General features: G+C 62.2%; 20 protein-coding genes, 1 tRNA gene and 1 pseudogene. 9 read left to right on the top strand and 13 right to left on the bottom strand.

Annotated features, from left to right (window positions below):
• The first annotated feature begins 226 nt into the window (after positions 1 to 226).
• The gene (locus ABH933_RS40010; RefSeq protein WP_429427012.1) at positions 227 to 376 is read left to right on the top strand and encodes a hypothetical protein; all 150 of its coding nucleotides are present in this window, start codon (positions 227 to 229) and stop codon (positions 374 to 376) included.
• 8 nt (positions 377 to 384) lie between these two features.
• Here the strand turns inward: ABH933_RS40010 and ABH933_RS40005 are convergent, their stop codons facing one another.
• Positions 385 to 810 (bottom strand): DUF2871 domain-containing protein, encoded by a 426-nt coding sequence (locus ABH933_RS40005; protein WP_429427010.1) that lies wholly within the window; start codon positions 808 to 810, stop codon positions 385 to 387.
• Between the two features lie 218 nt (positions 811 to 1028).
• Here ABH933_RS40005 and ABH933_RS40000 point away from each other — a divergent pair, with 218 nt between their 5' ends.
• Both ABH933_RS40000 and ABH933_RS39995 read left to right on the top strand, forming a co-directional pair.
• Positions 1029 to 1652 carry a TetR/AcrR family transcriptional regulator gene (locus ABH933_RS40000; protein ID WP_429427008.1) on the top strand — a complete coding sequence of 208 codons (624 nt, stop codon included), beginning with the start codon at positions 1029 to 1031 and terminating at the stop codon, positions 1650 to 1652.
• A 304-nt stretch (positions 1653 to 1956) separates the two neighbouring features.
• Complete coding sequence (locus ABH933_RS39995) at positions 1957 to 2676, top strand: hypothetical protein (protein ID WP_429427006.1); 720 nt, start codon at positions 1957 to 1959, stop codon at positions 2674 to 2676.
• A gap of 63 nt (positions 2677 to 2739) precedes the next feature.
• On the opposite strand, the gene ABH933_RS39990 is transcribed toward ABH933_RS39995, so the two are convergent.
• The gene (locus ABH933_RS39990) at positions 2740 to 2970 is read right to left on the bottom strand and encodes a DUF6400 family protein (RefSeq protein WP_429427004.1); all 231 of its coding nucleotides are present in this window, start codon (positions 2968 to 2970) and stop codon (positions 2740 to 2742) included.
• A 146-nt stretch (positions 2971 to 3116) separates the two neighbouring features.
• Positions 3117 to 3746, bottom strand: coding sequence for a TetR/AcrR family transcriptional regulator (locus ABH933_RS39985; RefSeq protein WP_429427003.1), 630 nt, complete (start codon positions 3744 to 3746; stop codon positions 3117 to 3119).
• Between the two features lie 87 nt (positions 3747 to 3833).
• On the opposite strand from ABH933_RS39985, the gene ABH933_RS39980 reads away from it, so the two are divergent.
• From ABH933_RS39980 to ABH933_RS39970, 3 genes are all read left to right on the top strand, one after another.
• On the top strand, positions 3834 to 4886 hold the full coding sequence (locus ABH933_RS39980) for an alpha/beta hydrolase family protein (protein ID WP_429427001.1): 1053 nt from the start codon (positions 3834 to 3836) through the stop codon (positions 4884 to 4886).
• Between the two features lie 84 nt (positions 4887 to 4970).
• The gene (locus tag ABH933_RS39975) at positions 4971 to 5843 is read left to right on the top strand and encodes an SDR family oxidoreductase (protein ID WP_429426999.1); all 873 of its coding nucleotides are present in this window, start codon (positions 4971 to 4973) and stop codon (positions 5841 to 5843) included.
• 428 nt (positions 5844 to 6271) lie between these two features.
• Positions 6272 to 6418 carry a hypothetical protein gene (locus tag ABH933_RS39970; protein ID WP_429426997.1) on the top strand — a complete coding sequence of 49 codons (147 nt, stop codon included), beginning with the start codon at positions 6272 to 6274 and terminating at the stop codon, positions 6416 to 6418.
• A gap of 77 nt (positions 6419 to 6495) precedes the next feature.
• Here the strand turns inward: ABH933_RS39970 and ABH933_RS39965 are convergent, their stop codons facing one another.
• Positions 6496 to 6834, bottom strand: coding sequence for a hypothetical protein (locus ABH933_RS39965; RefSeq protein ID WP_429426995.1), 339 nt, complete (start codon positions 6832 to 6834; stop codon positions 6496 to 6498).
• Positions 6835 to 7331: 497 nt separating this feature from the next.
• Here ABH933_RS39965 and ABH933_RS39960 point away from each other — a divergent pair, with 497 nt between their 5' ends.
• Both ABH933_RS39960 and ABH933_RS39955 read left to right on the top strand, forming a co-directional pair.
• Positions 7332 to 7799 carry a hypothetical protein gene (locus tag ABH933_RS39960; protein ID WP_429426993.1) on the top strand — a complete coding sequence of 156 codons (468 nt, stop codon included), beginning with the start codon at positions 7332 to 7334 and terminating at the stop codon, positions 7797 to 7799.
• Positions 7800 to 7976: 177 nt separating this feature from the next.
• A pseudogene (locus tag ABH933_RS39955) lies at positions 7977 to 8177 on the top strand (hypothetical protein); the annotation flags it as partial.
• Here ABH933_RS39955 and ABH933_RS39950 read toward each other — a convergent pair.
• The 4 genes from ABH933_RS39950 to ABH933_RS39935 all read right to left on the bottom strand — a co-directional run bounded on the left by ABH933_RS39950 (position 8088) and on the right by ABH933_RS39935 (position 9696).
• Positions 8088 to 8327 (bottom strand): hypothetical protein, encoded by a 240-nt coding sequence (locus ABH933_RS39950; RefSeq protein WP_429426991.1) that lies wholly within the window; start codon positions 8325 to 8327, stop codon positions 8088 to 8090. The pseudogene ABH933_RS39955 and the gene ABH933_RS39950 overlap by 90 nt on opposite strands.
• A gap of 25 nt (positions 8328 to 8352) precedes the next feature.
• Positions 8353 to 8428 (bottom strand) — tRNA-Thr (locus tag ABH933_RS39945).
• A 699-nt stretch (positions 8429 to 9127) separates the two neighbouring features.
• Entirely contained in the window at positions 9128 to 9343 is a 216-nt protein-coding gene (locus tag ABH933_RS39940) for a hypothetical protein (protein ID WP_429426989.1), read from the bottom strand.
• On the bottom strand, positions 9340 to 9696 hold the full coding sequence (locus ABH933_RS39935) for a hypothetical protein (RefSeq protein WP_429426987.1): 357 nt from the start codon (positions 9694 to 9696) through the stop codon (positions 9340 to 9342). The genes ABH933_RS39940 and ABH933_RS39935 overlap by 4 nt, the downstream gene beginning before the upstream one ends.
• A 903-nt stretch (positions 9697 to 10599) precedes the next feature.
• On the opposite strand from ABH933_RS39935, the gene ABH933_RS39930 reads away from it, so the two are divergent.
• A complete protein-coding gene (locus ABH933_RS39930; protein WP_429426985.1) occupies positions 10600 to 11700 on the top strand; it encodes an IS630 family transposase in 1101 nt (366 codons plus the stop codon).
• A 161-nt stretch (positions 11701 to 11861) separates the two neighbouring features.
• Here the strand turns inward: ABH933_RS39930 and ABH933_RS39925 are convergent, their stop codons facing one another.
• From ABH933_RS39925 to ABH933_RS39905, 5 genes are all read right to left on the bottom strand, one after another.
• A complete protein-coding gene (locus ABH933_RS39925; protein WP_429426983.1) occupies positions 11862 to 12299 on the bottom strand; it encodes a hypothetical protein in 438 nt (145 codons plus the stop codon).
• Between the two features lie 65 nt (positions 12300 to 12364).
• A complete protein-coding gene (locus tag ABH933_RS39920; protein ID WP_429426981.1) occupies positions 12365 to 12670 on the bottom strand; it encodes a hypothetical protein in 306 nt (101 codons plus the stop codon).
• Positions 12671 to 12679: 9 nt separating this feature from the next.
• Positions 12680 to 14065 carry a hypothetical protein gene (locus ABH933_RS39915; RefSeq protein ID WP_429426979.1) on the bottom strand — a complete coding sequence of 462 codons (1386 nt, stop codon included), beginning with the start codon at positions 14063 to 14065 and terminating at the stop codon, positions 12680 to 12682.
• Positions 14062 to 14355: a WXG100 family type VII secretion target gene (locus ABH933_RS39910; RefSeq protein ID WP_429426977.1), complete on the bottom strand. Its 294-nt coding sequence runs from the start codon at positions 14353 to 14355 to the stop codon at positions 14062 to 14064. Before ABH933_RS39910 ends, ABH933_RS39915 begins: the two co-directional genes overlap by 4 nt.
• A complete protein-coding gene (locus tag ABH933_RS39905; protein WP_429426975.1) occupies positions 14355 to 14684 on the bottom strand; it encodes a WXG100 family type VII secretion target in 330 nt (109 codons plus the stop codon). Before ABH933_RS39905 ends, ABH933_RS39910 begins: the two co-directional genes overlap by 1 nt.
• Positions 14685 to 14854 lie beyond the last annotated feature (170 nt).

Below are 14854 nucleotides of genomic sequence, written 5' to 3'. Positions count from 1 at the left end.
CTTCGACGAAATCGGCGCACACGGTGACCGTTTCGGAACGTTCACACCCGAGAACTTTTAACGGGCTTTCGCCGACGGCGATTATCTGCCCGGCGCCCGAATCTACGGCTTCGCCCCCCAGGGAGTCTTCCGGCTGATCCGAGCCGCGGGCCAGGCACAGGGCCACGACGCCATCAATTTCGCCCTCTTCGCCGGCGCCCACCTGACCCGAACGAACATCGCCGTCGTGCAGCACGGCAGGGTCGTGGACCAACTCGTCACGACCCCGGGCCGACCGGTCGTCTACCTACGTCGCAACGACGACGGCAGCTACGACATCGGAACCACCGATCCCCAGGGCGGCGGCTGGCACCTCGGCATCCTGCCCGGCGCTTAGCCGATCGGTCACACCGGCGCGGGTTCTTCCCGACGGGCCGCGATCGGCCAGTACAGGCAGATGAAGAACAGGGTGAGTCCGACGGTCAGGAGGATGTGCCCGCCTCCGGCCATGTGGGCCAGCAGATCACTCTCGGCGCGGCCCTGCACGGTACGCATGCCGATCGCCGTCATGATCGCGACCGTCCAGAGGACACCCGCGTTGTAGGTCCAGAAAAACCAGCCGAACAACCGTTGCGAGGAGAGTGCGAACTGTTTGTCCAACACCAGGACGATCAGGAAAAACAGCGTGCCCAATGCCAAGAGGTGCGTATGAGTGACCGCGAGTTCGGTCTTTCCGGTGAAATTGTGGGCCTTGGTGAATTCGCGATAGAAGAATCCGGCCACCAGTCCGAGAACGGTGTACAGGGTCGTCGCGTAGTAGAGCTGTTTCATCCGGGGTCCTTGTCGAATCTTCGGCGCCTGCCTCGGACGTCTTGCCCGTTCGCGTCGGCCACCATGACGATCACGATACTAGAACAAGTGACCTCTAAATGGAACATTGGTCTAGCAGGCGGACCGATGTTCACTTAGACTGAGTGCGGCACGAGCAAGCCGTCAACGAGGGCTCGATACGCTGCAGCGCAGGCACAGGCGCCCAAAAGGAGGAGTAGATGTCAGTGGAACAGTCCGGCGTGATCCGCCTGCGCGATCGACGCGAACAGCTGACGCTCCGAACCATCCTGACCACCGCACGCCGCCTCTTCACCGAGAGCGGATACACAGGCACCTCGATCAGACGCATCGCCCAGGAGGCCGGCGTCGCACCGCAAACGATCTACTCCCACTTCGGCTCCAAGGCCGGAGTGCTACGAGGCCTGATAGACCTGCTCGAGGAGGAGGCCGGCCTGATCGACCTGCGGGCCGAGTCCGAGCACTTCGCCGACCCCATGGAGCTGATCCGAACCCTGGCAAAGGGAAGCCGCCAGGTCCGAGAACGCTGCGGCGACATCCTCACCCTCCTCCACTCGGGCGTAGCCATCGACACCGACATAGCCACCGCCTGGACCGACGGCATGCGCCGCAACCGCACCGAAATCGGCAAAGTCATAGCGCAGATCCGCAACACCGGAATCTCCCTGCCCCCCAACGCCACCGACGTCGCAATAGCCCTGATGACCGACGACGTCTACCACAGCCTGGTCACCGAGGCCGGCTGGACACCCGATGCCTACGAGCAGTGGCTCACAGACACCCTCGCCCTCCTGCTACTGCACGCGGAGCCGAAAGCCCACTGAGCACAGCACCAGTCGGCGCGCACACCCAGCAAACCGCCGCTCCACCTCAACCGCCACCATCTCGGCAGCAGCGACCTGATCGAGAGCCTCGGACAACAACCCACAGATCGGCCCATCGAAGTCGAGCAAGAGACAAGAACAGTCCCGAACAAGCTCACGAGCAGTGACCACGGCTGATCCCTTCAGGACGACAGTCGGAGCGAGTCCCCGAACTCATATGGTCGGTCCATGCTGCTGCGGCAGGCTGACCTACCTTCTTCGAAATCGGTATCCGAAGGCCTCGGAGTATCTGGATACCGCGCCGATGCTGTCCGGCACTGGCGACGATGCGGCGGATGCCGCGTTCGATCTGCGGTTCGTGCACTTCATGACCGGCGGCCACATGGTGAGCGAAAACCCGTACTGGGACATCATTTCCCCGTCGGTATCGATGCGTGAGGGCCGTCGTGTGGTGGATGGTGGCCGGCCGAACGGGAGTGCTCGGCTCGGGTTCGCGGAAACGATCCTGCAGGCGGCGTACGCCTACGCGGCCCCGTCGCCAGACACTGTCACCTGGCTGGCCGAGTTCGCCGATGGACGGTCGGTGGTCGAGCTTGGGGCGGGCCGTGGGTATTGGGCCGCACAGCTCGCGGGGGCCGGAATCCGGGTCGAAGCGTTCGAGTCCGAGCCACCGGATCGGACGGAAAACCCCTCGTTCCTCCCCGCAACTAGGCCAGCCGACGTGTGGCACAGCGTCGGTGACCTGAAAGAGCTGGAGGCCCGCGGCGGCATCGGAGCGAACGATGTGTTGTTCCTGTGCTGGCCGCCGGGATGGGGGAACCCCATGGCATCCCACGCGTTGGCGGCCTTCACGGCGTCCGGTGGCGAGCGTGTGGTGTACATCGGCGAGCCGAAGGGCGGAAAGACCGGTGACGACGCGTTCTTCGACGCCCTGGCGGCGGACTGGAAACTGGAATCCGAAGACGCACAGTTTGTTTCGTGGTGGAACTTGGCCGACAGGGCGCAGAGCTGGGTGCGGCACTGACCTTGGACGCCAACCTCGGAGCCCAAGAGTCGGGCCGACCGCCCGATGCAGACTCCAGCTGAATCAGTCGGCGATGGAGCGCGGGGCTCGATCCGGCAGGACACCGGCCTGGACGAGTTCGTCGTAGATTCGCTGCTGCTCGTCGTCGAGGTTCGAGTACAGCATGTCGTACGCGCGGTCTTCCTCGGCGAGCACCGCGACCGGATCCCAGTTGTCGCCGAGCGCCGCGAGGACGGCGCTACGTCGCCGTGCCTCGTCGAGCGTGAGGTCATAAGCAAAATCGAGGTCGGCCATTGGGCACTCCAACCAGGTCTTTCCGTTAACGATTCGACGACGATGCCCAATGACGCCGGTGCAGGCAATGACCTGCGTCACATTTCGCGGTTCGATCGCATCACACTCGATCAGCGGAGGCCAGCGAATGCCACGAGCAATCGGCCCTATCGGGTGCGGCAGGCTCCGGCGCGGACGGCGATCAGGGCGGTGGCGGCGGCCCGGTCGGCGACGGCGTGGTCGAGCGGCTCCTGGGTCACCAGGAATCGGTAGTAGATCGGCGCGGAGATCAGGCCCACCAGTTCACGAGTGTCGGTGTCGGACGGCAGATCCGAGCGTTCGATCGCCGCCCGCACGATCGCCCGGGCCTCGTCGTAGCGACGGGCGTACAGATTGCGTTTGAGCTCGGCGATGCGCGGGTCGTGGGCGGCGTCGGAGAACAGTGCGCGTACGGCACCAATGACGATCGGGGAGTCGCTGCTGAGCAGATCGGCCAGGGCGCGGGCGAAAACCTGGAGATCGTGGTCGATCACCCCGGTGGTCTGGATCGGGAACAACGTCTCGACCAGGTCTCCGACGGCATCGGCGAGCACTGCCTCCTTGGACTGCCAGCGCCGATAGATGGTCGTCTTGTGCACGCCGGACCGTTCCGCGATGCGTTCGATCGACAGCGTCGCGTACCCGTCGGCGGCCAGCTCCTCGAGTGCGGCCTCGAGGACGGCCGCACGTACCCGGGCGGTCCTGCCGCCGGCGCGGACGGTCCCCGGCGCGGCGGTGCCGGCATCCTTCCCAGCCATAAATACAACCTCCTGTTGCGTTTGCACTCCGATCATGCCACACTCACTAACACAACATTCAGTTGCAATTGGACATCAGGAGTTGCCGTGGCCTACGAATTCGCCGTCGATCTCGATGCTCTCTACGACGAGCGGCGCCCGCAGTTCATCAATCAGGGCCTGCCCGCCGGCGATCTGGACCGCGCCATGGCGAGGGTGGACCGGATGTGGTCGGACGGCCCCGGCTGCTGGACCTACGAATTCTCCTCGCTGGCAGCCGAATACGCCGACGCCGGCGAACACTATCGTGCCGCCCTGGCCTACGGTGTGGCTCGCTTCCCGGTGCTGGCCGACGATGCCAAGCGCACGGCGATGGCGCTGCAGGTCGAGCAGTACACCAAGGCCGCAACCACTTTCGGAATCCACTTCGAGCGCCGCATCCTCGAGCTGCCCTATCGCGGCGGCTCCACCGAGGTGCCGGTCCATTTGCTCTCGGCCACACCGGATTTCGCGCAGCGCCCGGTGGTCCTCGTCAGCGGCGGTATCGACAGCTGGAAGATGGACCTGCACGCCATCGAGACGGCGTTCGTCCGCAGCGCGAACGTGACGGTGCTGGCCTTCGACCACCCGGGCACCGGTGAAACCCCCGCCCCGCTCGACGCATACGCCGACACCGTGATCGACGGTCTCGTCGATGCCGCCCGCGCCCTGGGCAACGGCCGCGTCGCCCACTTCGGCCTGTCCTACGGCGGCAACTTCGCCGCCGCCTCGGGTCTACGTGGAATCGTCGATGCCGCCATCGATCTCGGCGGGCCCATCGTCGAATCCTTCACACCGGAGAACTTCACGCACCTGATGTTCGGCATGGCCGACATCGCGGGCAATGCCTTCGGCTTCACAACCCAGCCCACCATCGACGAGATCCTCACCGCCGCACAACCATTCATTCGCGCCGACCTGATCGCCCAGGATGTCAACTGCCCGATGCTGATCGTCAACGGAGCCGACGATGTGCACATCGTCCAGCAGGACAGCCTCCTGTTCGCAGGTCGCCGCGACACCGAAGTCCACCTCATCCCGGACACGGGGCACGTCGCGGCGTCCAAACTCCCCGAGGTGATCCCGCTCATGGTGAACTGGCTGCGCGATCAGCTGGTGTGAACATCGCCGCCGGCCCCGGAGGCGGCGGGAAATAACGAATTCTCGTGATGTGGCGACGGGGGCTTTACGAGAAAAGTAAATGTCATGAACAGCACAGAGATCCGCCCCTCCCGCCCCACCATCCTCGTCACCGGCGCGACCGGCGCCGTCGGGCGCCACCTCGTCGCCACCCTCCTGGAGCGCGGCGCCACCGTCCGCGCCCTGACCCGCAAGCCCGAGGACGCGAACCTGCCCGAGGCCGTCGAGGTCGTCGCGGGCGACCTCGCCGATGCCTCTACGCTCGGCGCGCAGGTGTTCGAGGGTGTCGATCGGGTCTTCGTCTTCCCGGCAGGCGGTATCGACGTCTTCCTCGACGCGGCCGTCGCCGCCGGCGTGCAGCGCTTCACGGTCCTGTCCTCGCTGGCCGCGGCCAAGGAATTCCCCCGTGACCACGGCTCGGCCAGTCAGCTGCACCACACTGCCATCGAGGCCGCCGTGACCGATCGCACCGGCGGTTGGACGATCCTGCGCCCCGGCACCTTCGCCAACAACCTGCTCGAATGGCGCTGGCAGATCAGCTCGGGCGCCCCCATTCGGGCCCCGTACCTGGCATCCGCCCAGGCGCCGGTCCACGAATACGACGTCGCAGAGGCCGCCGCCGAGACGCTGCTCTCCGACGACTACACCGGTCGGATCATCCCGATCACCGGCCCGCAGGCGGTCACCCGCAGCGACCAGGTCGCAACCCTCGCCGCCGCCATCGGCCGCGAGATCCCGCTGATCGAGATCACCGCCGACGAATTCCGCACCGAGATGGCCCAATTCATCCCCGAGCCGATCATGAAGATGCTGCTCGACTACTGGAGCGACACCGTCACCACCCCCGACCGGGTACGCCCCGTCACCACGGTGACCGGAAAACCCGGCCGCACCCTGGCCGACTGGGCCGCCGACCACCGCGCCGACTTCGGCGCCTGAGTGCCCGTGCGGCCCACCCACCTCGGCCGGGCCGCACGGTGCGACTCCGATTCCACACGGTCACCACGACCGGTAGCGCGCAGGTAGTACACGGCAGCGGGACGGCCGGCCGTCATTCGCTCGAGCCTCAGACAACGCCGACCGGCATCGCGACAAGCTCGGCGACCTCCCGTGGGCCGCGCTCGAGGACCAACGGCCAATCGCGGCGGTATCGGTCCACGTGTGTGAACCCGGTGATCAGTATTTCGTCGCGGATTGCGGTGATCCCGGCATGGCTCCGTCACGCCGACAGCGCCTTCACGATGTGATGAACTCCCCGATATCGCCCCGAAACGGCGGATGGCCGGAAACCGGCTGGTCAGGGGCCGGATTGACCTGGAGCCGCCTGGGGGAATCGAACCCCCGACCTTTTCATTACGAGGGTCAGCGTGAGCAGCGAAAACAGAAAAAAACGACACCAGCAGGTGACGGCGTCGATGGCGTGGAATGTCGACGCCGTTGTCGTCAAAGATGTCGTCAGCGTGAGCACGCGACTCTTTACACACGGGGTCAGATTGGGCTGGGCGCAGCTGTGAGCAGCGAACGGCTGGCGTTGTCCCGTGTGTCGAGCACGGCCAGCCGTTCGCCGCTCCTTAGTTGCCTGCGGGAAGGGCTATGTCATGGCACAGCAGAGCGTGATGACGGCGATGCCGATGCCGACCACCGTCGCGAAGGCCGCGCCTCCGCACTTCATCGCTCCGATGGTTCGCCCGCCATCCAACTTGTAGAAGAAACCGACAGCCACCGCGAAGATCGTCGCGATCGCGAAGGCCAGCAAGATCGCCAGCACGAACGCAAGGTGGTTGGCGGCCAGACCTCCCGCTGACGTGCTCGCCGCGGCAGTGGCGCCGAGGTCGGTCAGGTGCGTGTAGTGGCCGCCACGCGATGTGATATTTGACGAAATGTTTCCCGTTCGATTGAACAGATGCAGCCTAGCGAATACTGTGAGCACTGGCGTCTCTTCTCCTACGATGTCGTTTGGTACGCAAATCACTCTGTGCATCGGGCTGAGGCCGCCGGGGTCGTGCTCCGCCCTCTGCCAAGGGCGGGCACGGCTCATCTTGAGCAAGCGGCGAGCCTTCGTCGCGGTGCGGGGTCCACTCTAGCCCCCTCTTCGGACACGAATAACAGATCTGCAACACCCATGTGAGCGTTCTCAAACCATCTGGCACGATTGCTTTTCACATTGATGGTCGGGAATATCCAGGTCAGGCAAGTTGAAGGATGAACCGAGTTCGCTAGCAAACTTCTCGCAATTCACAGTTATTCGCCCTATATGTGACTAGAATCACCAATTTACTTTCGAGTAAGATGACATCCGCCCCAGATTCGACCTTCATCCACCGATAGGCGTTGCCGTACGGCTGGTTTCTCTGCACTTACTTATCCAAGCCTATCCTTGTCAAGCATTGCTTGACATAGCTCAGCATGTACTGATTTACTTGACGCATGAAGGGTAGTGAATCTGACAGCAACAAAGAGCAAGCAGTCAGCGGCCATCGACTACTAGCAAACGACAATAGTCCGGTAGCAAAGCCAGAGGAATGGGAAATAGCCCGCGCGGCAGGGCAGCTAAGCGTGATTCTCAGACGAGAGATTGACAAGCTGGCTATTGAACTGATCAATGAATCGGCAAGACGGAAAGGTCAGCCAGAACCCATTGGGTTGAAGCAGCCTTCTCGCCGTGTGCGTGTGGCGCTGGAGCTTACGAAGCTAAGGATTCGTCACACTGCCCATGTGGAGCTGGTGGAGGCTGTGGTGGCAGCACGTCAAGCCGGAGCAACATGGGCTGCGATCGGCTTGGCTTGCGGTGTCTCGCGCCAAGCAGCGCACGATCGTTGGGGCAAGCTGCTCCACGCTACGGACGAGGCAAAACCCGCACCATTCAAGGATGCGATTGAACACTTCTTGGCCTAGATGAGTACCGTCCGACACGGCGTTTCTTGCGTGCCAGGCTTCGCTTCTTGCGTGCCAGGTGGAGTTGGTCAGGACTGCTCACTTTGTTCCTGGCTGTGAGCCTGGTGACCACGACCGAGTTCCTGGCGGGTTAGCCATCTGCCCTGACGATGTTCCTGGCCGTGCTCAGCGTTCTGCGTGGTGCTCGGTTCGGTCCTTGGCAGTAGCAAGGTCGATACTGGCTGCGGCACACCGACACTCGAAAGTGGCTGCCGAGATCGGAGCGTGATCACGTCCCCCACTGACTACTCACCCCGGGCCGGCGGCCGGCCGATCCGGTTGCATGACCTCCGTCACTCCTGCGCGACGCTGCTGTTCGCTCAGGGTGTTGATGTGGCGACGGTTCAGCGGATTCTGCGCCATGCCTCGATCAACACGACGACGACCTTCTATCTGGAAGTCGTGGAGAAGGTGCAGCGGGAAGCGGTGGCCAACATCGACGGCTTGTTCAGGCGGGAAAGCCTGACTGTCGTCGAGAACTGCCGTCAATGGCTCCGCGAGGGGGAAGAAAACATGGAGCCGCCTGGGGGAATCGAACCCCCGACCTTTTCATTACGAGTGAAGCGCTCTACCGACTGAGCTAAGGCGGCGTACCTTTCGGCCAGGCGAGTCTATCGTCTCCTGCCAGGATCACGAAAACCGCTGGTCAACGTGGCGAAATCGGCAGGCCAGGCAGCTGTATCCAGCCAGTCTTGGTCGGCTGCAGACCCGCGAAATCGAGTATCGAGGCGCTCGAACTACGACCCTTTCGCTAGAGGTGAAGCGCTCTACAAACTGAGCTGAGGCGGCGCGGCGCGGCCCACCGCTCTGGCATCCAAACTACTAAAACAGCTGTTCAACGACCTGACCGTCGGCCGACCTACAGCATCGACGGGTGCCACATCCACCGTCCACAGCCACCGAAACGGCCCTCTCAGCACATCAAGCGACGGTTTCGGTAAAAAGTCGGTAGCAGACCACAGTCCATCAGCTACCCCATATGGTTAGCAGACTGTTTGCCGTTGAGGTTGTTCAAGATCGCCGCAGTGGTCGGAGCAGGCCCCGCAAACCGCAGGCGCGCTGCTGATCGACGAACCATCCGTGGCGGCGATCCGGGCTGTGGCAATAGCAGGAGATTCCTGTTGTCCGCAGGGTACGACCGGAGGTTCATGAGGGTGTCTTACCGCTCGGCCATCGCCTTCACCACTTTCCTGGCCATTCAGTCCCCAACCCGTCTACCCGTCACTTTGCCCGTTGCGACAAATGGGTGTGCGGCAACGGTATGCTCCAGCTTCTCACGCCATGGCCCCTCAAGGCTGCCGGTCTGCAGAGCAATCTTCCCCACCATGCGCGTAGGTGATCATCGAGTTGCCGCCCGCGGCGTGCGCGGCAACGACGGCTATGTAGAGCAGAGCGGCCTCGTATAGGTCGGACTCCTTCGCGAATCCTCGATAGCTCGCGTGAAGTACGCCCAGTGATCGCTCGACGAATTGAACCAGCTCGACCTTGCCGACCCCCGCCTTCATCGGGATCCGAGCAACGCCAGTGCCTGCTCCAAATCTCCAAGCGCCTCGGCCATCTCACCGATCTGCGCCATCTGCCCGGCGGACACGGTGAATAGGTCTTCGGCGGTTTCGGGTGAGGCGAAAGTGAGGCGATCTCCCTGCCCTGCAGAGTCCTCGCCGGCTCCGAAGAACTCGGCGATTCGCTTGCGTGATTCAATCGCTGTCCTGGTGGCAGTGATCAAGGCGGCGAGCAGGATCTCCAGCTTTTCGTCGTCAGAGAACCTGCGTGTCGTGATCTCGATAGACCGCGTCCTTGCCTTCATGTACCCGTACGAGGACTGGTTGTCGGACGGAATATCCAGCCCTGCAGTCACATCGGCTCAGACCTGCGCAGCCACCTCGGGAAACAATCGGGAAACCTGCACCATCAACGTCTCGTAAGCTTCGCCGCTGCCTTCCACCACACCCCCGATGTCCCGCGGAACTCTGATTGAGCCGAGGCACGATAGTACCGCGCGGCCGAAACTTTGCACAGCTTAGAGCCTTTCGCCGAACCACAAGCCAGATCGGTGCGGGCCATCGCGATCACGCTGATGCCTATCCGCCTCCTGAGACATCACCACCAAACCGGGCCTCGCTGAGATCCACCGCCATGCCCACCGCAAGCCCCAGCGGCGGTCTGTGTAACCCCCGCAGAACCATGGGCCCAGGCCACTCAGAGGCGAAATGCCGATCGGGATCGCTGTCTCCGTCACTTGTGCGCGAAGATGGCCAGATGGTTCGTCGTCTTGCCTCCGCGCGGACTGCCAGCGCAGGTGTCGCGTCCGCAAACATCACCAGTACTGCAATGCTGCGCATTGACAGCGCAACATTGAGCTGGGCGCTCTGTTGCGCGACAGATCGGCCGCGGTGCACATCGTGGAGTCCGTCGAAAGTTTGAGGGTGCAGGGGATTCTCACACCCTGCGCACCAATCTGACTGCGTGTCGCTGGTTCGCTCGATGAGACGTGCACATTGTCGCACGTTTCCGACGCACCTCGTGCATCGGTGGCGATTCAGATTGTCCTCCAACGCATATGGCCGATCCCCGATGCAGCAACCCAATACTTGAGTCCGGGGTCGACTCGATCCAATTTCAGTTGATGCTGCGGGTGGCGACTGTGATGCGGGCAGCATGCTCGGTCGAGGTCAGATATCCTAGTACCGAGTGGCGGTGCCCTAGTGTCGCTTAATTGAATTATCTTTACCTGGGTTGACGTCTGTGGAAGTATTGTCTGGTGGGTCTTTCCGGTGAGGCGCGAGGCGAGTTGCGGTCGAAACTTTATTCAGATTCCTACGACAGTTCGGTGGCGTGGCGCGCGCAGATCGTCCTGTGGGACGACGAGGGCTATTCCGCGGCGGAGATAGCGGAAATGGCGGGGACGTCAAGGCCGACGGTCTACAAGTGGATCGACCGCTATGCGGAGTCCGGCGTGGACGGGTTGGAGGGTCGTAAGTCGACAGGTCGGCCTCGATCGGTTCCGGCCGAGACACGCGCCAGAATACTGGCGTTGACATGGACCACGCCGCCGGACGGCACGGGATTGACGCATTGGTCCAGCAACGAGATGGCGAAATATCTGAAATACCGCGAAGGCATCTCGGTGTCGCATAATTTCATCGCGACATTGTGGCGCGAGCACGGCTTGCAGCCGTGGCGGCAGGGCACATTCAAGTTGTCGAGCGATCCCGATTTCGCGGCGAAGGTGGTCGATGTGGTCGGCCTGTACCTGGACCCACCCGAGGGGGCGGTGGTGCTGTCGATGGACGAGAAGACGCAGGTTCAGGCTCTCGACAGGACACAGCCGTTGCTGCCGATGGATTTCGGCAAGACAGAGAAGCGCACGCATGACTACGTCCGTCACGGCACTACCAGTCTGTTCGCGGCATTGAACACCTTGACGGGCGAGGTAACCGGCCGCTGTTTCCCGCGGCGTCGGACGGCGGAATTCATCGAGTTCCTCGACTATGTCACCTCGCGTCACCCAGGCAAAGAGATCCACGTCATCGTGGACAACTTATCCACGCACGACGGAAAACAAATCGACGAGTGGACGGAGAAACACCCAAATGTCAAATTCCATTACACTCCCACCGGAAGCTCGTGGTTGAATCAGGTGGAAACCTGGTTCGGGATCATCACCCGGCAGGCGATTCGCCGAGGAACTTTCGGATCCGTCCGGCAACTCATCCGGCACATCGACAACTACATCACCCACTGGAACGAGAACGCGGAACCATTCACCTGGACAGCCACCGCCGACGGCATCATCGGCAAGGTCCGCATCCTCGAACGCGACTATCAGAAACTGCTCGACACCAACCGAAATCAAACATAAATGACATTCAATTACGTGACACTAGGTTCGCCCAGTTGAAGACCGGGGTGTTTCGATCTCCCGGCTACTCACCTCCAGCCTTCGGGCTGCGTCCAAGTGGTATTGAGCTTCACCTCTTCCTGAGCGAGGGACTTCTGGAGGGCAGTAAGAGCGTCCAACGCTCAAGGCCTGTCGGTCCATCCGCCGTAGAGGTTGCGGCGTTCGAAGTACTCGTCGTCGGCGGCTTGGATGTCGTTCTCGGTGAGCGATGCCTGGCGAGGAGGAGGTGCTGATTCGGGTGTGTGTGCTTGTTCGAGTTGGGTCCGGATGCGTGGGTCGGCTTCGTCGATGGCGCGGTTGGTTTTTGCTTTGGCATCTGCGCGGGCCTTGCGGTGACACTCGAGTAGCGCGGCGGTGAGCTGATTGCTGGACCATCGCATCGCGCCCGGGGCGATGTGGAGATTGGTGATGTCGCCGCTGGCGTCAACTTCGATATGAACCCCGTTGACCTCGCCGCGGCCCCGGACTGCGGCCGCCTTTGCTGCGAGTTGTTCGCCGTGATGATGGATCTCGGCGACGCGACGCCGGAGTTGCTGCTCCCATTCGTCGAGATTCACCACTGGAAAAACCCTCTCATAGTCACGAGATCGCCATGGGTGCACAGCCCTCATACAGAGCGTCTGGTTTAGGTTAGCTCCTCGGGATCAAAGTGAACCGTCCAGTCATGGTTCAATTCTTCTTGAAGGCGAATTGCGAGGCGTCTACCGTCTGCCCAGAATTGCTGTTCGGTGTTGGGTGAGCTGAAGTGCGGATTGGCGGGATCGTTGACGAGATCGTAAGTTGCGTCCCAGCGATCCGCCCACTCGTCCAACGCGGCAGCAAGGTCACCCGATACATTCAGCGACGCCGGAGAAACGTTATCGTACACCCCATCCCGGTAGACCCACGTGGGATAGCATTGAATCTCGGGTTGCAGTTTCAAGCGATGCATTGCACTCCTCTAAGATACAGGGTTTGCTCCGACAATGAACCCATTACTTCCGATAGTGACGGCTATCTTCAACATAGTTCCATTATGCATGATCTGGTAAATCGGCCGATCCCTACCTGATATTCCTACTTTCTCGCCTTGCGTTGCGGCTCGCGTGACCAGTTCGGGTATCTCGTCCTGGGAAACTCCCTTGTTCGCGAAATCGGTTGCGTGAGACAATATGTGCTGGAGTCCAGCCCTTTTGTTTCCTTGTTCGAGGAATATGATCTTGCCGTCGGAGTCCCGCCCGATTTGCACGACTTTGTCGGGATCGAATTTGATTCCTTCACTCTGGAGTTGTTGAATCATCTCATCGCGTTCGGCGGAGCTTGCTGCTGGTCCGGTGCGCGGCCCGGATGTTTTTCCGTCACGTGCGAGTTTCGTCGAGGCGTCCTCGACCCATTTGCGGACACGCTCAAGGAGCGGTCTCAGTCGTTCGACCAGTGGTTTTACGGCGTCGGTCACCAGTTTCGCCACTTTGGTGGCGAGTTCGCCGATGATGGTGGCGATACGCCGGGCCTTCATTGCCACCCTGCCGGCCAAGGCGGAGTTGCCGACCCATTCGGATATGGTCCCGGTGAACGGGGTGAGGATGGCGGCGCCGACCTCCCAGGCGGCGGCCTCGAGCAAGAATTCTTGGAGCTCGTCGAGGATCTTGCGGTGGGCTTCGTCAAGGTGGTTGGCGTATTCGCCGCAGGCGTCGCCGAGTGACTGGCAGGCATCGGCGAGGGCATTGAAGTCGGTCTTGCGTTGGTTGCAGGTGTCGATACTGGTTTGAATCTCGGGGGACTGCTGATTGTTCAGTAGGTCGACCGCTGGCGAGACGTTGCCTGCGAGTGCGCGGTAGTCGCTCGATGCGGTATGCCAGGCGTCTTTCGCGGCATCGAGCTGATCTTGATGGCCATCCGGCCAGGCGGCACCGACGGCGTCCTTGAGGATCGACCATCCGAACGGTTCGGGAATTCCGCTTCCGGCGGCCGAGGCAACGGTCTCGGCCAGACAGGGATCGATGGTGAGTTGTGGTTTCGTAGGTGCTGGCAGGTTTCGATGATTGGCAGCTATCTCGGCGACTTCGTGGTTGTAGGCGCTGATGACGAGCAGATCGCGAGTTTGACCGCATGCGGTGGTGAGTTTCGCCGCAGTAGCGATGACCAACTGTGCGGCCTGGTCGTAAGAGCCCGCCCACTGCGTGCCGACACTGTCGTTGCCGGCCATTCCCCCGTATGTGCTCAACACTGTCAGCAGCCCGCCATGCGTGGTGGCCGCATCGGTCGCGATCTGACCGAAAACCTCACCCGCCGAGTGATATTCGTCGCCTCGGCAGACGATGATCGGAACAGTCGGGGCCGGACTCACTGAGGCCACATTCCGTGGTTGGCGGGTCCGACCTGGTGATATGCCGCGTAAGCGGCCGAGAGCTTGCCCCTGAGCGCGCTCAGGGCTTCTCGCATCTCGGTTGCTGCCGCGATGCGGTTGTTGTGGGCTGCTCGGTGAGCTTCTGCGGCGGCACCGGTCCAGTTGACATGCAGCTGTTCGATCCCCTTGTCGATCTCGGCTGCGACGTCCTCGATCGTGGTTTCCACTTTGGCCGTATCTTCGATCAGGCGCTGCAAACCGACGAGATCCACGCGGTAATCGGCCGCCATTACAACACCTCGGGAAGATCCAGGCTCGCACCCGCCCGCACGATCGCCTGCGCCGAAGTGTGGTCGGTAGTCAGGTAGCCACCGGCGGCGTTTCGGAGAGCACCGGCGTCGGCGGTGAACGAGGCAATGACCCGGCGCGCGCCGTCCTCCCACTCGGACCAGGGACTCTCGTGAGAATTGGCCGCGGTGCCCTGCCAGTCGCTTCCGAGGAATGCGTGAATCGCACGCATGTGGGTGTCCACTGCGTTGACCAGATCCTCGGCCTGCCTGTCCAGCCAATCCGCGGCGGCCCGCAATGTATCGGGACCGACATCGACATGATCCGCCATAGTTTGCCTCCCCCCTTCTCGACGGCGTAACCGCGCACGCTTGACTATAGGACGCTGGTGGGATCGCTTCGGTCCATCCTCGAGCTCTTGTCGGACACGTCACAGTCGACGATCAGCAGCGGTAGCGCCCAACCTCATGGTTGACTGCGAACCTCAACGGGCGTACTGGG

It is taken from the genome of Nocardia sp. GP40 (assembly GCF_050434125.1).
GTDB classification, from domain to species: Bacteria; Actinomycetota; Actinomycetes; order Mycobacteriales; family Mycobacteriaceae; genus Nocardia; species Nocardia albiluteola.
Note: the sequence above shows the minus strand (reverse complement) of the source record. Positions and strands in the feature narration are given on the sequence as shown.

Bases quoted from the DNA above. Each gene is read 5' to 3' on its own strand.
- ABH933_RS40005 (WP_429427010.1), bottom strand. From the start codon at position 810: ATGAAACAGCTCTACTACGCGACGACCCTGTACACCGTTCTCGGACTG.
- ABH933_RS40000 (WP_429427008.1), top strand. From the start codon at position 1,029: ATGTCAGTGGAACAGTCCGGCGTGATCCGCCTGCGCGATCGACGCGAA.
- ABH933_RS39995 (WP_429427006.1), top strand. From the start codon at position 1,957: ATGCTGTCCGGCACTGGCGACGATGCGGCGGATGCCGCGTTCGATCTG.
- ABH933_RS39990 (WP_429427004.1), bottom strand. From the start codon at position 2,970: ATGGCCGACCTCGATTTTGCTTATGACCTCACGCTCGACGAGGCACGG.
- ABH933_RS39985 (WP_429427003.1), bottom strand. From the start codon at position 3,746: ATGGCTGGGAAGGATGCCGGCACCGCCGCGCCGGGGACCGTCCGCGCC.
- ABH933_RS39975 (WP_429426999.1), top strand. From the start codon at position 4,971: ATGAACAGCACAGAGATCCGCCCCTCCCGCCCCACCATCCTCGTCACC.
- ABH933_RS39960 (WP_429426993.1), top strand. From the start codon at position 7,332: ATGAAGGGTAGTGAATCTGACAGCAACAAAGAGCAAGCAGTCAGCGGC.
- ABH933_RS39940 (WP_429426989.1), bottom strand. From the start codon at position 9,343: ATGAAGGCGGGGGTCGGCAAGGTCGAGCTGGTTCAATTCGTCGAGCGA.
- ABH933_RS39920 (WP_429426981.1), bottom strand. From the start codon at position 12,670: ATGCATCGCTTGAAACTGCAACCCGAGATTCAATGCTATCCCACGTGG.
- ABH933_RS39910 (WP_429426977.1), bottom strand. From the start codon at position 14,355: ATGGCGGCCGATTACCGCGTGGATCTCGTCGGTTTGCAGCGCCTGATC.
- ABH933_RS39905 (WP_429426975.1), bottom strand. From the start codon at position 14,684: ATGGCGGATCATGTCGATGTCGGTCCCGATACATTGCGGGCCGCCGCG.